This is a genomic window from Salinivibrio sp. EAGSL (assembly GCF_013366455.1).
In the GTDB taxonomy this organism is placed as follows: Bacteria; Pseudomonadota; Gammaproteobacteria; order Enterobacterales; family Vibrionaceae; genus Salinivibrio; species Salinivibrio costicola.
In genome coordinates this window covers 1-16,405 of the sequence record NZ_JABWMG010000013.1, presented here as the reverse complement: position 1 = coordinate 16,405, position 16,405 = coordinate 1, and the positions used below count along the sequence as shown (strand labels likewise).

The 16,405-nt window shown below is 49.8% G+C and carries 12 protein-coding genes and 2 pseudogenes; 8 read left to right on the top strand and 6 right to left on the bottom strand.

Features of this window, described 5'->3' with window-relative positions; genetic code table 11:
• Positions 1-2 precede the first annotated feature (2 nt).
• The 7 genes and pseudogenes from lpxA (at position 3) to HLG76_RS09405 (ending at position 10,019) form a co-directional block, all read left to right on the top strand.
• Positions 3-791, top strand: coding sequence for an acyl-ACP--UDP-N-acetylglucosamine O-acyltransferase (gene lpxA / locus HLG76_RS09435; RefSeq protein WP_077661051.1), 789 nt, complete (start codon positions 3-5; stop codon positions 789-791).
• The gene (lpxB, locus tag HLG76_RS09430) at positions 791-1,945 is read left to right on the top strand and encodes a lipid-A-disaccharide synthase (RefSeq protein ID WP_077661050.1); all 1,155 of its coding nucleotides are present in this window, start codon (positions 791-793) and stop codon (positions 1,943-1,945) included. The genes lpxA and lpxB overlap by 1 nt, the downstream gene beginning before the upstream one ends.
• Complete coding sequence (rnhB, locus tag HLG76_RS09425; RefSeq protein WP_077459727.1) at positions 1,938-2,537, top strand: ribonuclease HII; 600 nt, start codon at positions 1,938-1,940, stop codon at positions 2,535-2,537. The genes lpxB and rnhB overlap by 8 nt, the downstream gene beginning before the upstream one ends.
• Before the next feature lie 45 nt (positions 2,538-2,582).
• Positions 2,583-6,061: pseudogene (dnaE, locus tag HLG76_RS09420) on the top strand (DNA polymerase III subunit alpha).
• Positions 6,062-6,116: 55 nt separating this feature from the next.
• Complete coding sequence (accA, locus tag HLG76_RS09415) at positions 6,117-7,076, top strand: acetyl-CoA carboxylase carboxyl transferase subunit alpha (protein WP_021021988.1); 960 nt, start codon at positions 6,117-6,119, stop codon at positions 7,074-7,076.
• A 97-nt stretch (positions 7,077-7,173) separates the two neighbouring features.
• Positions 7,174-8,475, top strand: coding sequence for a tRNA lysidine(34) synthetase TilS (tilS, locus tag HLG76_RS09410; RefSeq protein WP_175993538.1), 1,302 nt, complete (start codon positions 7,174-7,176; stop codon positions 8,473-8,475).
• Between the two features lie 194 nt (positions 8,476-8,669).
• Positions 8,670-10,019, top strand: coding sequence for a sodium-dependent transporter (locus tag HLG76_RS09405; RefSeq protein ID WP_021021986.1), 1,350 nt, complete (start codon positions 8,670-8,672; stop codon positions 10,017-10,019).
• A gap of 71 nt (positions 10,020-10,090) precedes the next feature.
• On the opposite strand, the gene HLG76_RS09400 is transcribed toward HLG76_RS09405, so the two are convergent.
• From HLG76_RS09400 to tsaA, 6 genes and pseudogenes are all read right to left on the bottom strand, one after another.
• Positions 10,091-10,279 carry a DUF4250 domain-containing protein gene (locus tag HLG76_RS09400; RefSeq protein ID WP_021021985.1) on the bottom strand — a complete coding sequence of 63 codons (189 nt, stop codon included), beginning with the start codon at positions 10,277-10,279 and terminating at the stop codon, positions 10,091-10,093.
• Position 10,280: 1 nt separating this feature from the next.
• Entirely contained in the window at positions 10,281-10,484 is a 204-nt protein-coding gene (locus HLG76_RS09395) for a YaeP family protein (RefSeq protein WP_021021984.1), read from the bottom strand.
• 62 nt (positions 10,485-10,546) lie between these two features.
• Positions 10,547-11,401 (bottom strand): GGDEF domain-containing protein, encoded by an 855-nt coding sequence (locus tag HLG76_RS09390; RefSeq protein ID WP_021021983.1) that lies wholly within the window; start codon positions 11,399-11,401, stop codon positions 10,547-10,549.
• A gap of 122 nt (positions 11,402-11,523) precedes the next feature.
• Positions 11,524-12,654, bottom strand: coding sequence for a patatin-like phospholipase family protein (locus HLG76_RS09385; RefSeq protein ID WP_175993537.1), 1,131 nt, complete (start codon positions 12,652-12,654; stop codon positions 11,524-11,526).
• A 218-nt stretch (positions 12,655-12,872) separates the two neighbouring features.
• A complete protein-coding gene (locus tag HLG76_RS09380; protein WP_175993536.1) occupies positions 12,873-14,588 on the bottom strand; it encodes a proline--tRNA ligase in 1,716 nt (571 codons plus the stop codon).
• 44 nt (positions 14,589-14,632) lie between these two features.
• Positions 14,633-15,357 (bottom strand): annotated as a pseudogene (gene tsaA / locus HLG76_RS09375) (tRNA (N6-threonylcarbamoyladenosine(37)-N6)-methyltransferase TrmO).
• 120 nt (positions 15,358-15,477) lie between these two features.
• Between tsaA and gmhB the strand changes: the two are divergent.
• Positions 15,478-16,038 (top strand): D-glycero-beta-D-manno-heptose 1,7-bisphosphate 7-phosphatase, encoded by a 561-nt coding sequence (gene gmhB, locus HLG76_RS09370; RefSeq protein WP_175993535.1) that lies wholly within the window; start codon positions 15,478-15,480, stop codon positions 16,036-16,038.
• The last annotated feature ends 367 nt before the right edge of the window (positions 16,039-16,405 follow it).

Genomic DNA, 16,405 nt, shown 5'->3' with positions numbered 1-16,405 from the left:
TTGTGATCCACGAAACTGCCTATATCCATCCCGCTGCCGTTGTCGAAGACGGTGCAGTCTTGGGGGAAAACGTAAAAATTGGCGCCTTTTCTTATGTGGGGAAGGGTGTAGAGATCGGTGCAGGGACCGAAGTGATGACCCATGTGGTGATCAAAGGGCCTACGCGTATTGGTTGTGATAATAGAATCTATCAGTTCGCCTCCATTGGTGAAGCATGCCAAGATCTTAAATATGCTGGTGAGCCAACAACATTGGAAATTGGTGATCGCAATACCATTCGGGAAAGCGTGACCATGCACCGCGGCACGGTGCAAGATAAAGGCGAAACCAAAGTTGGCAGCGACAACCTGTTTATGATTAATGCCCACGTTGCCCATGATTGTGTGGTAGGGAATCATTGTATTTTTGCCAACAATGCGACCTTGGCAGGACACGTCCATGTCGATGACTATGCGATAGTGGGCGGGATGTCAGCTATTCACCAGTTCTGCGTCATTGGTAGTCATGCCATGCTCGGCGGCGGATCCATTGTGGTTCAAGACGTGCCACCGTATGTGATGGCTCAAGGCAATCACTGCGCACCGTTTGGGATCAATGTGGAGGGTCTCAAACGCCGTGGCTTCGACAAGTCCGCCATTCGGGCCATTCGTGCGGTGTATAAAAACATGTATCGCGCCGGTAAAACGTTAGAAGAAGTGAAAAAAGAGCTCGCGGCGCAAGCAGAAGACGAACCTGCATTGGCGTTGTTTGTTGACTTTTTTGCACGCTCAACGCGAGGCGTTATTCGTTAATGTTACCGAGTGAGCGTCCATTACGGGTTGGAATCGTCGCCGGAGAAATCTCCGGCGATGTTTTAGGTGAAGGCCTCATCAAGGCACTGCGCGCCCAGCACCCGAATATTGAATTTGTCGGCATTGGCGGCCCACGAATGATAGCGCAAGGCTGCCAGAGCCTGTTTGATATGGAAGAGCTGTCCGTGATGGGGCTGGTCGAGGTCTTGGGTCGACTGCCGCGTTTATTGAATGTGAAGGCCGCGCTGGTGAAGCACTTTACTGCTCATCCGCCTGATGTCTTTATTGGTATTGATGCGCCGGACTTTAACTTACGTCTTGAAGCATCATTAAAAAAAACCGGAATAAAAACCGTCCATTACGTCAGCCCGTCAGTGTGGGCGTGGCGGCAAAAGCGGATCTTTAAAATTGCGGCCGCCACGGATCTTGTCTTAGCGTTTCTGCCCTTTGAAAAAGCGTTTTACGACAAGTTCGACGTGCCGTGTGCCTTTGTCGGTCACACCATGGCGGATAGCATTCCGATGCAAGTGGATAAAACGGCGGCACAGCAAACCCTGGGGCTTGACCCTAATAAACGTTGGTTAGCGGTCCTTCCGGGAAGTCGCGGCAGTGAGATGGCGATGTTAGCCCCGCCGTTCATACAAGCCTGCCAACAGCTTGCGGCACGTTATCCGGAACTTGGCTTTGTGGTTGCTTTGGTTAACTCGGCACGTCGCGAACAGTTTGAGCAAGCTTGGCAGGCCATTGCCCCAGAGCTTTCGTTTACCTTGGTTGACGATACAGCGCGCCAGGTTATTAGTGCGGCCGATTCTGTGTTGCTGGCGTCGGGAACCGTCGCGCTTGAATGCATGTTACTCAAGCGTCCTATGGTGGTGGGCTACCGCGTGAAACCACTGACAGCATGGCTGGCAAAGCGTTTGCTTAAGACCCAGTATGTCTCGTTGCCGAATATTTTAGCAGACGCGCCACTGGTGCCTGAACTGCTACAGGAAGACTGTCAGCCAGAGGCGTTAGCGAAGGCCGTTAGTGATCAGCTTGATAGCGATAATCAAGCACTGTTGTCCACCTTTACTGCGTTGCATCAAACCATTCGTCAAAATGCGGATGCCTCCGCCGCCAAGGCAGTATTAACACTATTGGGTCACCATGACTGAACAACCTTTTGTATACCCGGACGCCAACGTGATTGCTGGTGTTGATGAGGTCGGGCGAGGCCCGCTTGTCGGCGCGGTGGTGACAGCGGCGGTGATTTTAGATCCCAATCAGCCGATTGTTGGATTAACCGATTCAAAGAAATTGAGCGAGAAAAAGCGGCTTGCGCTGTATGATCAGATCAAGCAAAAAGCGCTTTCATGGTCTGTTGGACGTGCTGAGCCTGATGAAATTGATGCACTCAATATATTACACGCCACGATGCTAGCGATGCAGCGTGCGGTGAATGGGCTGTCGGTTACTCCGGATTATGCGCTGATTGACGGTAATCGCGTGCCTGACTTACCGATGCCGGCGCAAGCCGTTGTGAAAGGTGACTTACGCGTGGCGGAAATCAGTGCCGCCTCAATTTTAGCCAAGGTCGATCGCGATCATGAAATGGCGTTACTGGATGCCGCGTATCCAGGCTACGGATTTGCCCAACATAAAGGGTATCCGACCAAAGTTCATATGGCCGCTTTAGCTGAGCACGGTGCCTTACCGATGCATCGTAAGAGCTTTAAGCCGGTTAAACGCGCGCTCGGTATCGACTAGTGCGCGCTATTTATCTCAGCCAATCATAGTGAAGTAGCGAGTTTTATGTCTGAGCCACGTTTCGTCCACTTACGCATTCATAGTGATTACTCCATGGTTGATGGAGTGTCCAAAGTGCCGCCATTGGTAAAAAAAGTGGCGGAAATGGGCATGCCTGCGATGGCACTCACCGATTTCAGTAATTTATGTGGGTTGGTTAAGTTCTATAACACTGCGAACAATGTGGGTGTTAAGCCCATTATCGGGGCAGATTTTAATGTTCAGTCTGATGCGTTTGGCGATGAGTTATGTCAGCTAACCCTGCTTGCCACCAATAAAGTTGGGTACAAAAACCTGACATTACTGATCTCCAAAGCGTATTTGCGCGGCCATGTGCAGCATCGTCCTGTGATTGATCAACAATGGCTCGTTGACCATGCCGAAGGCCTAATTGTGCTATCTGGCGGCTGTCGTGGTGATTTGGGTCGTGCTTTACTGAAAGGCAACCAAGCGCTCGCCGAACAGTGCGCACACTTCTACCAGCGGTACTTTCCTAACGCTTACTATATGGAGTTGGTGCGGACCGGACGCCAAGATGAAGAGAGCTACCTCCATTTTGCGGTCGACTTTGCTGCCGAGCATGATTTACCTGTCGTGGCGACCAATGAAGTCTGTTTTCTCTCGCCCGATGAATTTGATGCTCACGAAATTCGCGTCGCGATTCATGATGGCTTTACGCTCGATGATCCGCGTCGGCCTAAACACTACAGTGCAGAGCAGTATTTACGCACTGAGCAAGAAATGTGTGAGCTGTTTGCGGATATTCCCGAAGCACTCACCAACAGTGTTGAAATAGCCAAACGCTGTAATGTGCCTGTTCGGCTAAACGAATACTTCTTACCGAACTTCCCGACCGAGGGAATGGACATTGATCAGTACCTGGTTAAACGCTCGCAAGAGGGGTTGGAAGAACGTCTCGCCTTTTTGTTTCCTGATGAAGCAGAAAGAGCACGTCGACGACCCGACTATGACGCACGCTTGGAGCGTGAGCTTGGCGTGATTAACCAAATGGGATTTCCCGGGTACTTTTTGATCGTCATGGAGTTTATCCAATGGTCAAAAGATAACGATATCCCCGTTGGTCCAGGGCGTGGTTCGGGCGCTGGCTCATTGGTTGCGTATGCCCTCAAAATCACCGACCTGGATCCGCTGCAATTTGATCTGCTTTTCGAGCGCTTCTTGAATCCCGAGCGTGTCTCGATGCCGGATTTCGATGTCGATTTCTGTATGGATAAACGCGATCTGGTGATCGACCATGTCGCCGAAATGTACGGACGTGATGCGGTATCTCAGATCATTACCTTTGGTACCATGGCGGCCAAGGCGGTTATTCGCGATGTAGGTCGGGTGTTGGGACACCCTTACGGCTTTGTTGATCGCATTTCTAAACTTGTGCCTCCTGATCCAGGGATGACCCTTGAGAAAGCCTTTGACGCAGAGCCCCAGCTGGTCGAAGTCTATAACAATGATGAAGAAGTCAAAGCGCTGATCGACATGGCGCGGAAGCTGGAAGGGGTCACACGTAACGCGGGTAAGCATGCGGGCGGGGTAGTGATTTCGCCCACGACGATTACCGATTTCTCGCCACTCTATTGTGATAGCGAGGGACACCACCCTGTTACCCAGTTCGATAAAAATGATGTTGAAACCGCAGGCTTGGTGAAGTTTGATTTCCTGGGCCTGCGAACCCTGACGATCATCGACTGGGCGTTGGGCATGATCAATCCTCGCTTGAAAGCCAAAGGGCTGGATCCGATTGATATTACCGCGATCCCGATGACCGATCAGGCATCCTTTGCGATGTTGCGTAAAGCCGAGACGACCGCGGTTTTCCAGCTGGAATCGCGTGGCATGAAAGAGCTGATCAAGCGTCTTCAGCCCGATAGTTTTGAGGACATGATCGCTTTGGTGGCGTTGTTCCGGCCGGCCCGTTGCAATCAGGGATGGTCGATAACTTTATTGACCGTAAGCATGGCCGAGAGCAGGTTTCTTATCCCGATGAGAAGTGGCAACATCCGTCACTGCAAGAAACGCTTGAGCCGACTTATGGCATCATTCTCTATCAAGAGCAGGTGATGCAGATTGCGCAAACGCTAGCGGGGTATACTCTGGGCGGTGCAGACTTGCTGCGTCGTGCCATGGGTAAGAAAAAGCCCGAAGAAATGGCCAAGCAGCGTGCAATCTTTGAGAAAGGGGCGATCGCCAACGGCATTGATGGCGAGCTGGCGATGCGCATCTTCGACTTAGTAGAAAAGTTCGCCGGTTACGGCTTTAACAAATCGCATTCAGCGGCATATGCGCTAGTTTCTTATCAAACGCTGTGGCTAAAAGCGCACTATCCCGCTGAGTTTATGGCGGCGGTGATGACCGCTGATATGGATAACACCGATAAAGTCGTGGGGCTGGTTGAAGAGTGTCGCCGCATGAAGCTGACGGTGTTACCGCCCGATGTGAATGCGGGTCTGCATCATTTTACCGTGAATGACCAAGGTGAGATTGTCTACGGTATTGGGGCGATTAAAGGGGTTGGCGAAGGCCCTATTGATACAATTGTCGCCGCTCGCGAGCAAGACGGTTATTTCCGAGACTTGTTTGATTTTTGTGCTCGAATTGATACTAAAAAAGTCAACAAACGTGTGATTGAACGGCTGATCCGCGCCGGTGCTATGGATAAACTGGGGCCACATCGTGCTGCGATGATGGCGTCTGTCGATGAAGCGATTCGCGCCGCGAGCCAACACCATCAAGCTGAAGCATATGGGCAAACCGATATGTTCGGGGTATTAACTGATGCCCCTGAAGAAGTTGAGCACGCCTACGCGCATGCGGCCCCTTGGCCAGATAAAGTATGGCTAGAGGGAGAGAGAGAAACGCTAGGGTTGTATTTAACCGGTCATCCCATTAATAGTTACCGCAAAGAGCTGAAAAATTATGTGACCTGGCGGCTGGAAGATGCGCACGCAACTAAACGCGATGTGATCTCGACCGTTTCAGGGTTGGTGATTGCTGCGCGAGTCATGACCACCAAACGCGGCTCTCGGCTGGGGATACTGACCCTGGATGATCGTTCGGGCCGGATGGAAGTGATGCTTTTTTCTGACGTGCTCGACAAATATCTTGATCTAGTGGAGAAAGATCGCATTCTGGTGGTCTCAGGACAGGTCAGCTTTGATGACTTCAACGGGGGGCTTAAAATGACCGCCCGTGAATTGATGGACATTAGCCAAGCGCGGGAAAAATACGCGCGTTGTTTGGGTATATCGATGTCATCTAAGCAAATAGAGGCACCCTTTTTTGAACAATTTCATGATGCACTGGCGCCGTATCGTTCGGGTACGGTGCCGGTGAATATCTATTATCAGCGTGATGATGCGCGTGCTCGGTTGCGTTTAGGCGCGGAATGGCGTGTGACGCCAACCGATGAATTAATCGACACCTTGAAAGGCTTGCTCGGTAATGATCAAGTCGAATTAGAGTTTAACTAAGCCAGGCTGGTGACGTATCGCGTACACTGGCGGTGACCAATAGGATTCTCTTGGTATGAGTCTTAATTTTTTAGAGTTCGAAAAACCGATCGCAGAATTAGAAGCCAAAATTGAGGCCCTTCGTGCGGTGTCCAAGCGTGGCGGAGAAGACGCGGTTAACTTAGATAAAGAAATCGAGCAGCTGGAAACCAAAAGCGTTGAGCTTACTCGAAAGATTTTTGCTGATTTAGGTGCTTGGCAAGTCGCGCAGTTGGCGCGTCATCCACAACGCCCTTACACCTACGATTATCTGAACCGGATTTTTCACGAATTTGATGAGCTGGCCGGCGATCGTGCGTATGCCGACGACAAAGCATTAGTCGGTGGATTGGCGCGTCTTGAGGGACGTCCAGTGATGGTGATCGGTCACCAAAAAGGGCGTGATACTAACGAAAAGGTAAAACGTAACTTTGGAATGCCAAAACCAGAAGGGTACCGTAAAGCATTACGCCTGATGAAGATGGCGGAACGGTTTAATATTCCTGTGATCACCTTTATTGATACCGCCGGCGCGTATCCTGGTGTGGGCGCGGAAGAGCGCGGCCAGTCGGAAGCGATTGCTCGAAACCTTAAAGAAATGGCTGGGTTAACTGTCCCCATTATTTGTAATGTGGTCGGTGAAGGAGGCTCTGGAGGAGCGTTAGCGATAGGTGTAGGCGATTACGTCAACATGCTGCAATACTCAACCTATTCGGTGATTTCGCCTGAGGGATGTGCGTCGATTCTTTGGCGTGATTCAGCAAAAGCCCCTCAAGCGGCGGATGCAATGGGGATCACAGCGCCACGGCTTAAAGAGCTGGGTTTAATTGATACTGTGATTAGCGAACCACTTGGGGGCGCCCATCGCGATTTAACCGCGATGGCAGAGCGTATTAAAGACACCTTGTTGGCCCAGCTGGCTGATTTGGAAGGCTTGGATACGGAAAGCCTGCGCGATCGTCGTTACCAGCGTTTATTGAACTACGGTTATTGCTAAGCCGTTATGGTATTTATAGGGATAAAAGGGCCTTCGGGCCCTTTTCTTTTTACCAGCGGCCAGCAACAATGGCGGATTATATCAACAGTGAATGCCTATGCTTTACCAACAACTTTGTGATTGTTTGGCACCGTTAACCACGACGCCACGGCAGATCATTCTCGCATTAAGCGGTGGTCTGGACTCTCGGGTGCTGCTTGCACTGTTGGCTCAGTATCGTGATCAGCATCCTCAGCATTGTTATCGGGTGGTCCATGTCAATCATGGTTTGCAACTGCAGGCTGAACAATGGGCGAGACAATGCCAACACTGGGCTGCACAAGCGGGCTTTGACTGTCGAGTTGAGCATGTTGAACTCGACAGTGCGCTCAGTCTTGAACACGCCGCGCGTGAAGCAAGGTATCAGGCTTTGCAACAACATCTAGAGCCGGAAGGTTTAGTGTTGACGGCGCAGCATAGTGACGATCAGGTCGAAACATTTTTTCTCGCGCTAAAGCGTGGCAGTGGCCTCGACGGATTAGCAGGGATGCCCGAGGTGCGTCCATTAGGACATGGCTGGCTCGTGCGGCCTCTCTTAGCCCAATCACGTGCTGCCCTTGCAAGCTATGCCAGCAGCCATGGGCTGAGTTGGATTGATGACCCTAGCAATCAGCAAACTCGCTTTGATCGCAACTTCTTACGTCAGCGCTGGTTACCGCAAGCCGATGCGCGCTGGCCTGGCTTTCGACAAGCCGTTCAACGCACACAGCGCCTATGTGCAGAGCAATCCTCGCTGCTGACGCGTTTTATCGCGCCGATAGTGGAAAATGCAGTCAGTGATTCAGGCGCGTTACCGATCGCGGTACTCCCCCAAGCGGATCCTGCCATGGCGCATGCGCTGCTCCGTCATTGGCTAAAGCGATATAAGTTGGTGCTCACTTATGCGCAGTTACAGGTGCTTATCCGTGACGTGATCCACGCCAAACAAGATGCTAACCCGTGTTTGACGATCGCAGATGTCAGTATTCGTCGCTATCAGCAACAGCTTTATGTCGTCACACCTTGTGCCGACTTATCGCAGTGGCAAGGAGAGTTAACACTGGAGCAGCCCCTGACGTTACCCGATGGGCTTGGACAGTTGCACTTGTTGCCCTTTGAGGCGACAGCGCCAGGTTTAGCGCTCGGACCATTAACCTCAACGCTCAAGGTCCACTTTAATCCGAGTGGCTTAGCAATGCATCCTGTTGGGCGGCAAGGGCGGCGAAAATTAAAGAAGCTTTATCAAGAGGCGGCGATCCCAAGTTGGTTACGTCGTCGGCAACCTATTGTCTGTGACGATCAGGGCGTGGTAGCGGTGGCTGACCATTTTGTTCGTCTAGGGGCGAGTGGTCAGCAATGGCGACTCGTTTGGCAACGTTAGCGTTAGTCTTTGCAAACGGATGTTTACCTATTTTTACTCCGTTAAACCGAGGACAAAAGAAACATCGCGCATCATGGCGGCATAATAGCATGCCCGTCTAGTGATGATTAATTGAGCAGTTAAGCGCCCCGGGCTTGCTTAATTTTCCCGAATTACTTAATGTACTAGTCTAATGATACATGAGGTGAGTGGTAATGGCATCAAGTCGCGAGTTATTCGGTACTAGAATTGGCTTCGTTCTCGCTGCAGCAGGGGCTGCGGTTGGGCTCGGTAATATTTGGGGGTTTCCGACGCAAGCGGCCAGTAATGGCGGGGGCGCTTTTTTGCTCGTCTATCTTCTGATGATTCTGCTGGTCGCGTTTCCGATGCTGGTGGTCGAGATGGCGATAGGCCGTCATGGTCGAGCTAACCCGCTAGATAGTATGCGTGCATTAAGTGACAATCCACTAATGAAGCGCTTAGGCAGTGGTGTGGGTCTTATTGGCCTGGCGGTGCCTTGTATGGTGTTAGCGTTTTATAGCATCGTTGGTGGTTGGTTAGTGTCATTTTTGCTCGCCGCGGTCGCAGAGATCCTGCAATTTACCGATACAGCGGCTTGGTTAAAAGGCTTTTCGGCGTCGCGTAACCTGTTTGGTGCTATCCTTTTTTATGTTTTGACTATTTTTATCGTCCAAGCCGGGGTCAAGCAAGGGATCGAACGCTGGTCAACGCGTTTGATGCCTGCGCTATTTGTCTTATTTGCCGCCATGTTCATCTACATCATGACATTGCCAGGCGCGACAGAAGGACTAAAGCACTATCTCATCCCAGACTTTAGCAAGATCATGGACAAAGACTTGTTGCTAGCCGCGATGGGGCAAGGGTTCTTTTCGCTGACGATTGGTGGGTGCTCGATGTTGATTTATGGCTCTTACCTTAGCCAGAAAGAGAATTTGCCTAAGATGGCCTTGAGTGTGACCTTGGTGGATACTGCTGTGGCGGTGGTTGCGGGGTTAGTGGTATTGCCAGCGATGTTTGTGGCGATGCATCAGGGCGTCGAAATCTATGCTCAGGATGGCAGCTTACTTAGCGCCGATACCTTAGTATTCACCGTGTTACCCTTGCTGTTTGAAAGCTTAGGTGCTGCTGGCCCTTATGTGTCTTTGGTCTTCTTTTTATTAATGACGATTGCCGCACTGACGTCTTCTATTTCTATGCTCGAGTGTCCGGTTGCACTGGCTAGCGAGCGGTTAGGATCAAATCGTAAATTGACAAGCTGGGTGCTTGGCGGCTTGATTGCGGCGTTGAGTGCGGTGATTGTTTTCCACTTTGGTACTTTGTTCGGGTTAGTGGCAAAAGTGGCGACGCAATACTTCCAGCCTTTTGCTGCTTTACTGTTTTGCTTATTTGGTGGCTGGATCTGGGCGCGTGACCGTAAGTTGTCTGCCTTACGTGAGGGCTATGAAGAGATTGAACAGAGCCTTTTTTGGAAAATTTGGCCCGCCTATGTGAAGTTCGTGTGTCCTATTTTGGTGGCAACCGTGTTATGGGTGTCACTGGGTTAAGCGAACACGCTCACAGGGTGAATTGAGATAAAAAGCGGACACCATGTCCGCTTTTCTCGTTTTAATCCTGATTACCGAAATTGCTTCGTTGCTTCCAGGTAGTCAAAGCCCGCGTCTTTAAGTCGAGCACAGAGAGCGACTTTATCTATCTCGTAATAGCGAACCAAATCGTCCAAGCCATCGAATTCATCACGCAGCTTCATGTTGATGATGCTCATCAGCATCACAGGATCCATGGTCGCGTAATTGTTTAAATCCATCTTAATCCTCGTGATCGCTAATCAATAAATTGGCGGCTGCAAATGCAGCTTGGTCGCGACGTGACTGAGGAATCGACGGATCTTGTGCAACGTCGTTTAGGGTGTTGATCGCGCAGTGGATCGCCGCAGGAATATAGCCTTGCTCACCACTACCTATTTCGGCATAGCGTTGGCGAATAAGATCACAGCAGTCTGCAACTTTCATGATTGTCTCCTCAAGTGATGATAAGGAGCACTATACCCAATCTCACCGGCAGGAGGAAAGTATTAACGTGCGCGCTTTTGGCGGTACATGCTCTGGTCAGCACGCTCGTAAAGAGAGAGATTATTGTCGCCTTGTCGATACTCAGAAAATCCGACCGAGGCGCTGATCTGATGGCTGGATAGCAGGTGGTCTTGGCCAACGAGTTGTTTAACGCGTGTTGTGACTCGCTTGACTGACGTTTGGCTGGCGGGCTGTAAGATGACGGCAAACTCATCGCCGCCCAGTCGATAGCAGCGATCACTTCCTCTTACCGCTTCCCTAACCAGCAATGAAAAGCGGCGTAACACTTTATCGCCGTCCAAATGACCATAGGTGTCATTGACTTGTTTAAAGTTGTCCATATCGAACATCACCATCACAAGGCCGATATTTTCTCGCTCGCATACAGCAACCGCATGCTGAAGATCCTGCTCAAAGCTCGTACGGTTGTGTAAGCCTGTTAAACCATCAAGTAACGCCATATTTTTCACACGCGTATACTCAACGGCATTATTAAGTGGCCCGGCTAATAACTTGTGATAGGTGTGTAACAAGCTAATTTCGTCTCGGTCGAGCTTATAAGGTGTCGAATATTGAAGGACACCAAGCGGCTGTTTATTGAACTTGATTGAAAACGTTTGACGAAAGGTATGTTGCTCACCACGGCGAATGATATTGGAGATGTCATCGTGCTCCCAAATAATCCGACCGATATCGATATGTTTTTCTAATTGGCGCGCATAGACCTCGAACAGGACCTTTATATCAAGGTGGCCTTGCAGTTTTTGCAGCAACAACAAGCGCTGATCGGCGCCCAACGGAATAATCCGCGGGGGGGAATCAGCCTTTGTATACTGCTTTATGTGCGAGGCATTCATTAAAGGATAACAACTCTACAATCGTGTGTGTTTGTAATGGTAAAGCAGAAATCATGCCAGCCTTTAATATTCATCCTAATCATGGTGAGGAGAGGCTAATAAGCATGTTGTTTTTTAGATAATTAATCGGTCAGTAGAGAGAGAATATCAGACTGATGATTGTGTGCATCGCGATAACCAATGTCAATCAACTGGCGAAGGTATGCCGGCTCAAATAACAAATAACTCGCTAGGGTCGCATCTTGACCGGCATTGATGCCTAATAATTTGAGTAAACTCCGCAAGGCTATCGGCATATGTGGGTAAAAACGCTTGGCTAGGGGCTCAAAAGGCTCAGAAGGACGCAGATGTAAGGCATCAATATGGCGTAATCCCAACTGTTGCTGCTGTGATGGTGTCAGCGCACTAGCCACTTGATTAAGTCGTTGAAGGTGCTCCAAATCTGCAGACAGTGTATCGGCGAAAATGGCATTCATCAGGTGGCCGCCGAGCATTGCTAGCCCAGGGGCTGCATGATTAATTTGAGTAGACTGCCGGATCCCAGTGGTCAAATCTAAAATGAGGATACGCTCTGCATCCATTTTTACCGCTGGCCGCAAAGGTGCGATCTGGTGGATGGCACCGTCACCGTAAAACTCATGGCCAATTCTAGATGCTGGAAACATGAACGGAATAGCGGAAGAGGCGAGTAAGTGTTCTGTTGATATTTGACTGCGGCGGCCCACCGCCCGGGCACGTACCCAAGGCGGAATATCCGGATCTCCTTGGAAAAAGCTGACTGACTGGCCGGTTTGATAGTTAGAGGCGGTGACGGATAGCCCGTGTAAGTGCCCAGCTAAGAGCTGATAATTAAGTTTATTAAAGTTAATGGTTTGATTAAGCAGATAGCGTAAAGGTCGGTTATTTAGTAAGCCAAAGGGAATGGGAGGTTGATAGTGAGACTGAAAACGTTGCCCGGTTTGTGACAACAGGTGGCCAATCAATGCGCTGGGGTGACTCGCAATGACACGAGACGTACTCAATCGGCGCCATAGCCACGACAGTTTTTTGACGCCTAGTCGAAAACATGACGCATGGCTCGCAAGGGAGACGGCATTAATCGCACCGGCTGATGTGCCACAATAAATAGTAAACGGGCTAGTATGCACGCGCGGATACCACTGCGCGATCGCCGATAACACACCAACTTGGTAAGCGGCTCGGGCCCCACCGCCAGTCAGCACCAAAGCTGTCTTAGGTTTGCTTTTGGCCATACATATCTCATCCTCGCGCTAACAGTTTGATTATAGACAGCCTGTGTGCGCCGATGCATGGTCATTGTCACACTCTTTCCAACATTCAATCTTTTAAACATTGCGGATGGTGACTGCGTTGAATAGAGGGCTTTGTAATCAGTGAGGCCGGTTGGCAACAAATCAGCAAAAAAATACCCCGCTAAAACGGGGTATTGAATGCAACCATCACGCGCTATTTAAGCGAGTTTTGATTGAATGAAAGTCAGTGCATCGTCAATCGCAAAAGGCACTTTCTCGCCATCACGACGGTGTTTGTACTCGAACACTCCGTTATCCATGCTGCGCTCTCCGATAACAATCGTGTGAGGAACACCGACAAGTTCAATGTCGGAGAACATTACGCCTGGGCGCTCTTTACGATCATCGAATAATACATCGATACCAGCGCGAGTCAGATCAGCATAGAGTGCTTCTGCTGCTTCGCGTACGCGCTCAGACTTATGCATATTCATCGGTACAATGGCAACTTTAAATGGCGCAAGGGCATCGGGCCAGATAATGCCATTTTGGTCATGGTTCTGTTCGATGGCGGCAGCAATCACACGCGTAATGCCGATACCGTAACAGCCCATTTCTAGCATCGCGTTCTTGCCATCCTGTCCAAGCACGCCGGCATTCATTTTTTGCGAGTAGTTATTACCAAGCTGGAAAATATGACCGACTTCAATACCGCGTTTAAACATCAGCGTTCCTTTGCCACACGGGCTAGGGTCGCCTTCGACAACGTTACGTAGGTCCTCAACTTGGTCAAGCGTCGCATCGCGTCCCCAGTTGATCCCGAAGTAGTGCTTATCGTCGATATTGGCACCTGCGCCAAAATCGTTCATGACTGCCACACTGCGGTCAACGATGAAAGGAGACGGTAAGTTGACAGGCCCTAAAGAGCCAGGACCCGCTCCAACCAGTGCGCGGATTTCTTCTTCAGTCGCAAAGGTAAGTGGTGCAGCAACCTGTGGTAGGTTCTCTGCTTTCACTTCATTCAACTCGTGGTCACCACGGATGATTAGGGCGATAAGATCAGACTCTACCTCGTCAGAGGCTTTGACAAATAAAGTTTTTACCGTCTTTTCAATAGGAAGCTCAAACTGCGCAACCAACTCAGCGATGGTTTTCGCATCAGGAGTATCGACGAGCGTCATTTCTTGGGTCGGTGCATCAGCCTGCGTTTTAGGTGCCAAAGCTTCGGCTTTTTCAATATTTGCCGCGTAGTCGGACTCGGTTGAAAATGCAATCAGATCTTCACCACTGTCGGCCAGGACATGGAACTCGTGTGATGCTGACCCACCAATCGCACCGGTATCGGCTAACACAGCACGATAATCCAGCCCCATACGATCAAAAATGGCACAGTAGGCCGCACGCATTTTCTCGTAGCTTTGTTCCATGCCTGCTTTATCAATATCAAAACTGTACGCGTCTTTCATTGTGAATTCACGTGAGCGCATAACACCAAATCTTGGACGTACTTCATCACGGAACTTGGTTTGGATTTGATAAAGATTGAGCGGCAGTTGCTTGTATGAATTAATTTCATTACGTGCCAAGTGCGTAATCACTTCTTCATGCGTAGGGCCTAAGACAAAATCACGCTGATGGCGGTCAGCAATACGAAGTAGCTCAGGACCAAACTTCTCCCAGCGCCCCGTCTCTAACCAAAGATCAGCAGGTTGGACAACGGGCATCATGGTCTCAACGGCACCGGCTCGATTCATTTCTTCGCGCACAATGCGTTCAACATGGTGAAGTACGCGGACACCCGAAGGCAACCAAGTATAAAGGCCAGAGGCAAGTTTTCGAATCATGCCCGCGCGCAGCATCAGCTGGTGGCTGACAATCTCTGCGTCGCTAGGGGTTTCTTTCAAGGTAGAAAGCAGATATTGACTGGTACGCATTTAAAGTTATCCGTTGAAATTGGCGTTCAATAAGTCCAAACATATTAACAGTGTGGGGGAGTTTCGACAAAAGCTTCTACCGCCACGACCAGGATTTGCGTAGGTTGTACATAAAACCGCACGTTAAAATCAAAAAGGTGTACGGCGTAACATTTATCATCTTTTTACCCTGTTTATAAGCAGGACGAGGATCCTGGGCTAATACTTCGCTAATCACGCGTTGATGGTAGGCTTGATAAGGAGATTGAGATAAAGCCTGTAATGCGTTGTCAGAAAAACGGACGTCCATTGGGGGCGGTTTGGTTTGAGCAAATCCGCCTTGAGCGTCGGCTATGCTATCTGAATAGGGAATGTATGGTTTTATATCGATAATAGGTGTCTGGTCGACGAGATCGCACCCGCGCAGTGTTAAGGTGACCTGCCCGTTATCCTGTGACACATCAACCAGCTCGACGGCTGACATGCCAATACCGTTAGGGCGAAACGTCGCTCGGCTAGCAAAGACGCCAATACGTTCATTCCCACCTAAACGAGGGGGACGCACTGTCGGTCTCCATCCTTTCTCTAAGTTTTGGTCAAAGAGAAAGAGCAACCATAGATGGGAATATTGTTCGATGCCTCGGACAGCCTCAATCTGATTCGCGTCATCGTGTAATTTAAGGTGGGCAAGCGCACTCGGTGCCAGCCCCGGTTGGCGAGGAACAGCAAACTTTTCTTTAAACGGTGATTGGAGCGTGCCGATCGGCGTGATAGAAAATGGGGAGCGCATAAACGAATAAACCCGACAATAAAGCCGCTATACTAGCATGCGAAAGAGACGGGGAGTATGGATGCAAGTCAGTCTTGAGCGTGACATAATCTGGTGACTATTGATGAAGAGGAAAAATGCGTGAGGCTACCAGCAATTTTTATCGATCGTGATGGCGTGGTGAATGTTGACCACGGTTATGTGGCCAGTATCGATAACTTTGAATACATTGACGGTGTGTTTGAGGCGTGCCGCGCGTTAAAAGAAAAAGGATATCTTTTAGTGTTAGTCACTAATCAAGCGGGCATTGCTCGGGGTTACTACAGCGAAGAAGATTTCTTACAATTGACAGAATGGATGGATTGGAACTTTGCCGATAAAGGTGTCGATTTCGATGGCATCTACTATTGTCCGCATCATGCACTAGACGGCATCGGTGAATATCAACTTGATTGTGACTGCCGAAAACCTAAACCAGGCATGATCTTAGAGGCAGCGGAAGAGCTTGATATTGATTTATCTCGCTCTGTGATGGTGGGTGATAAAGCAGATGACATGAAAGCCGCTCAAGCAGCAGGCATCGAAACGCGTTTTCTGGTTCGTTCAGGGAAGCCCGTTACCGAAGAAGGGATGGCGTTAGCGACCGCGGTCCTCGTATCGATTGCCGATGTGCCGGATGCATTGAAAGATACCGAAGCGTAAACGTATATTTAACGATGCGGCGAAAAGTTGTGCGATTAGATTTTTTTGAACAAAAACACTTGCATCAAAAAAACAACTCTCTATAATTCGCTTCTCGTTGGCACGGCAAGCCGAGCTAACAACGGCAATACAGACAAGCAAAACAAAATGCTTGACTCAATGCCAAAGTGGCGTATTATGCCACTCCCGCTCAACGATGAGCGGCGCTCTTTAACAATTTGACCTATGCAATCTGTGTGGGCACTCGTTGAGAATAGACAAAAAGATTTATTCGATGAACTGAGTGACCAATACGAAACAACGTTTACGTTGTTCGGCACAGTCAATTCGTTTGTCTCGCAAGAGACGAACAAAACAGTATTTATCG

Coding starts and splice junctions, on each gene's coding strand:
- HLG76_RS09390 (WP_021021983.1), bottom strand. CDS start 11,401: ATGAATGCCTCGCACATAAAGCAGTATACAAAGGCTGATTCCCCCCCG.
- accA (WP_021021988.1), top strand. CDS start 6,117: ATGAGTCTTAATTTTTTAGAGTTCGAAAAACCGATCGCAGAATTAGAA.
- HLG76_RS09385 (WP_175993537.1), bottom strand. CDS start 12,654: ATGGCCAAAAGCAAACCTAAGACAGCTTTGGTGCTGACTGGCGGTGGG.
- HLG76_RS09380 (WP_175993536.1), bottom strand. CDS start 14,588: ATGCGTACCAGTCAATATCTGCTTTCTACCTTGAAAGAAACCCCTAGC.
- tilS (WP_175993538.1), top strand. CDS start 7,174: ATGCTTTACCAACAACTTTGTGATTGTTTGGCACCGTTAACCACGACG.
- HLG76_RS09395 (WP_021021984.1), bottom strand. CDS start 10,484: ATGAAAGTTGCAGACTGCTGTGATCTTATTCGCCAACGCTATGCCGAA.
- rnhB (WP_077459727.1), top strand. CDS start 1,938: ATGACTGAACAACCTTTTGTATACCCGGACGCCAACGTGATTGCTGGT.
- lpxB (WP_077661050.1), top strand. CDS start 791: ATGTTACCGAGTGAGCGTCCATTACGGGTTGGAATCGTCGCCGGAGAA.
- HLG76_RS09400 (WP_021021985.1), bottom strand. CDS start 10,279: ATGGATTTAAACAATTACGCGACCATGGATCCTGTGATGCTGATGAGC.
- HLG76_RS09405 (WP_021021986.1), top strand. CDS start 8,670: ATGGCATCAAGTCGCGAGTTATTCGGTACTAGAATTGGCTTCGTTCTC.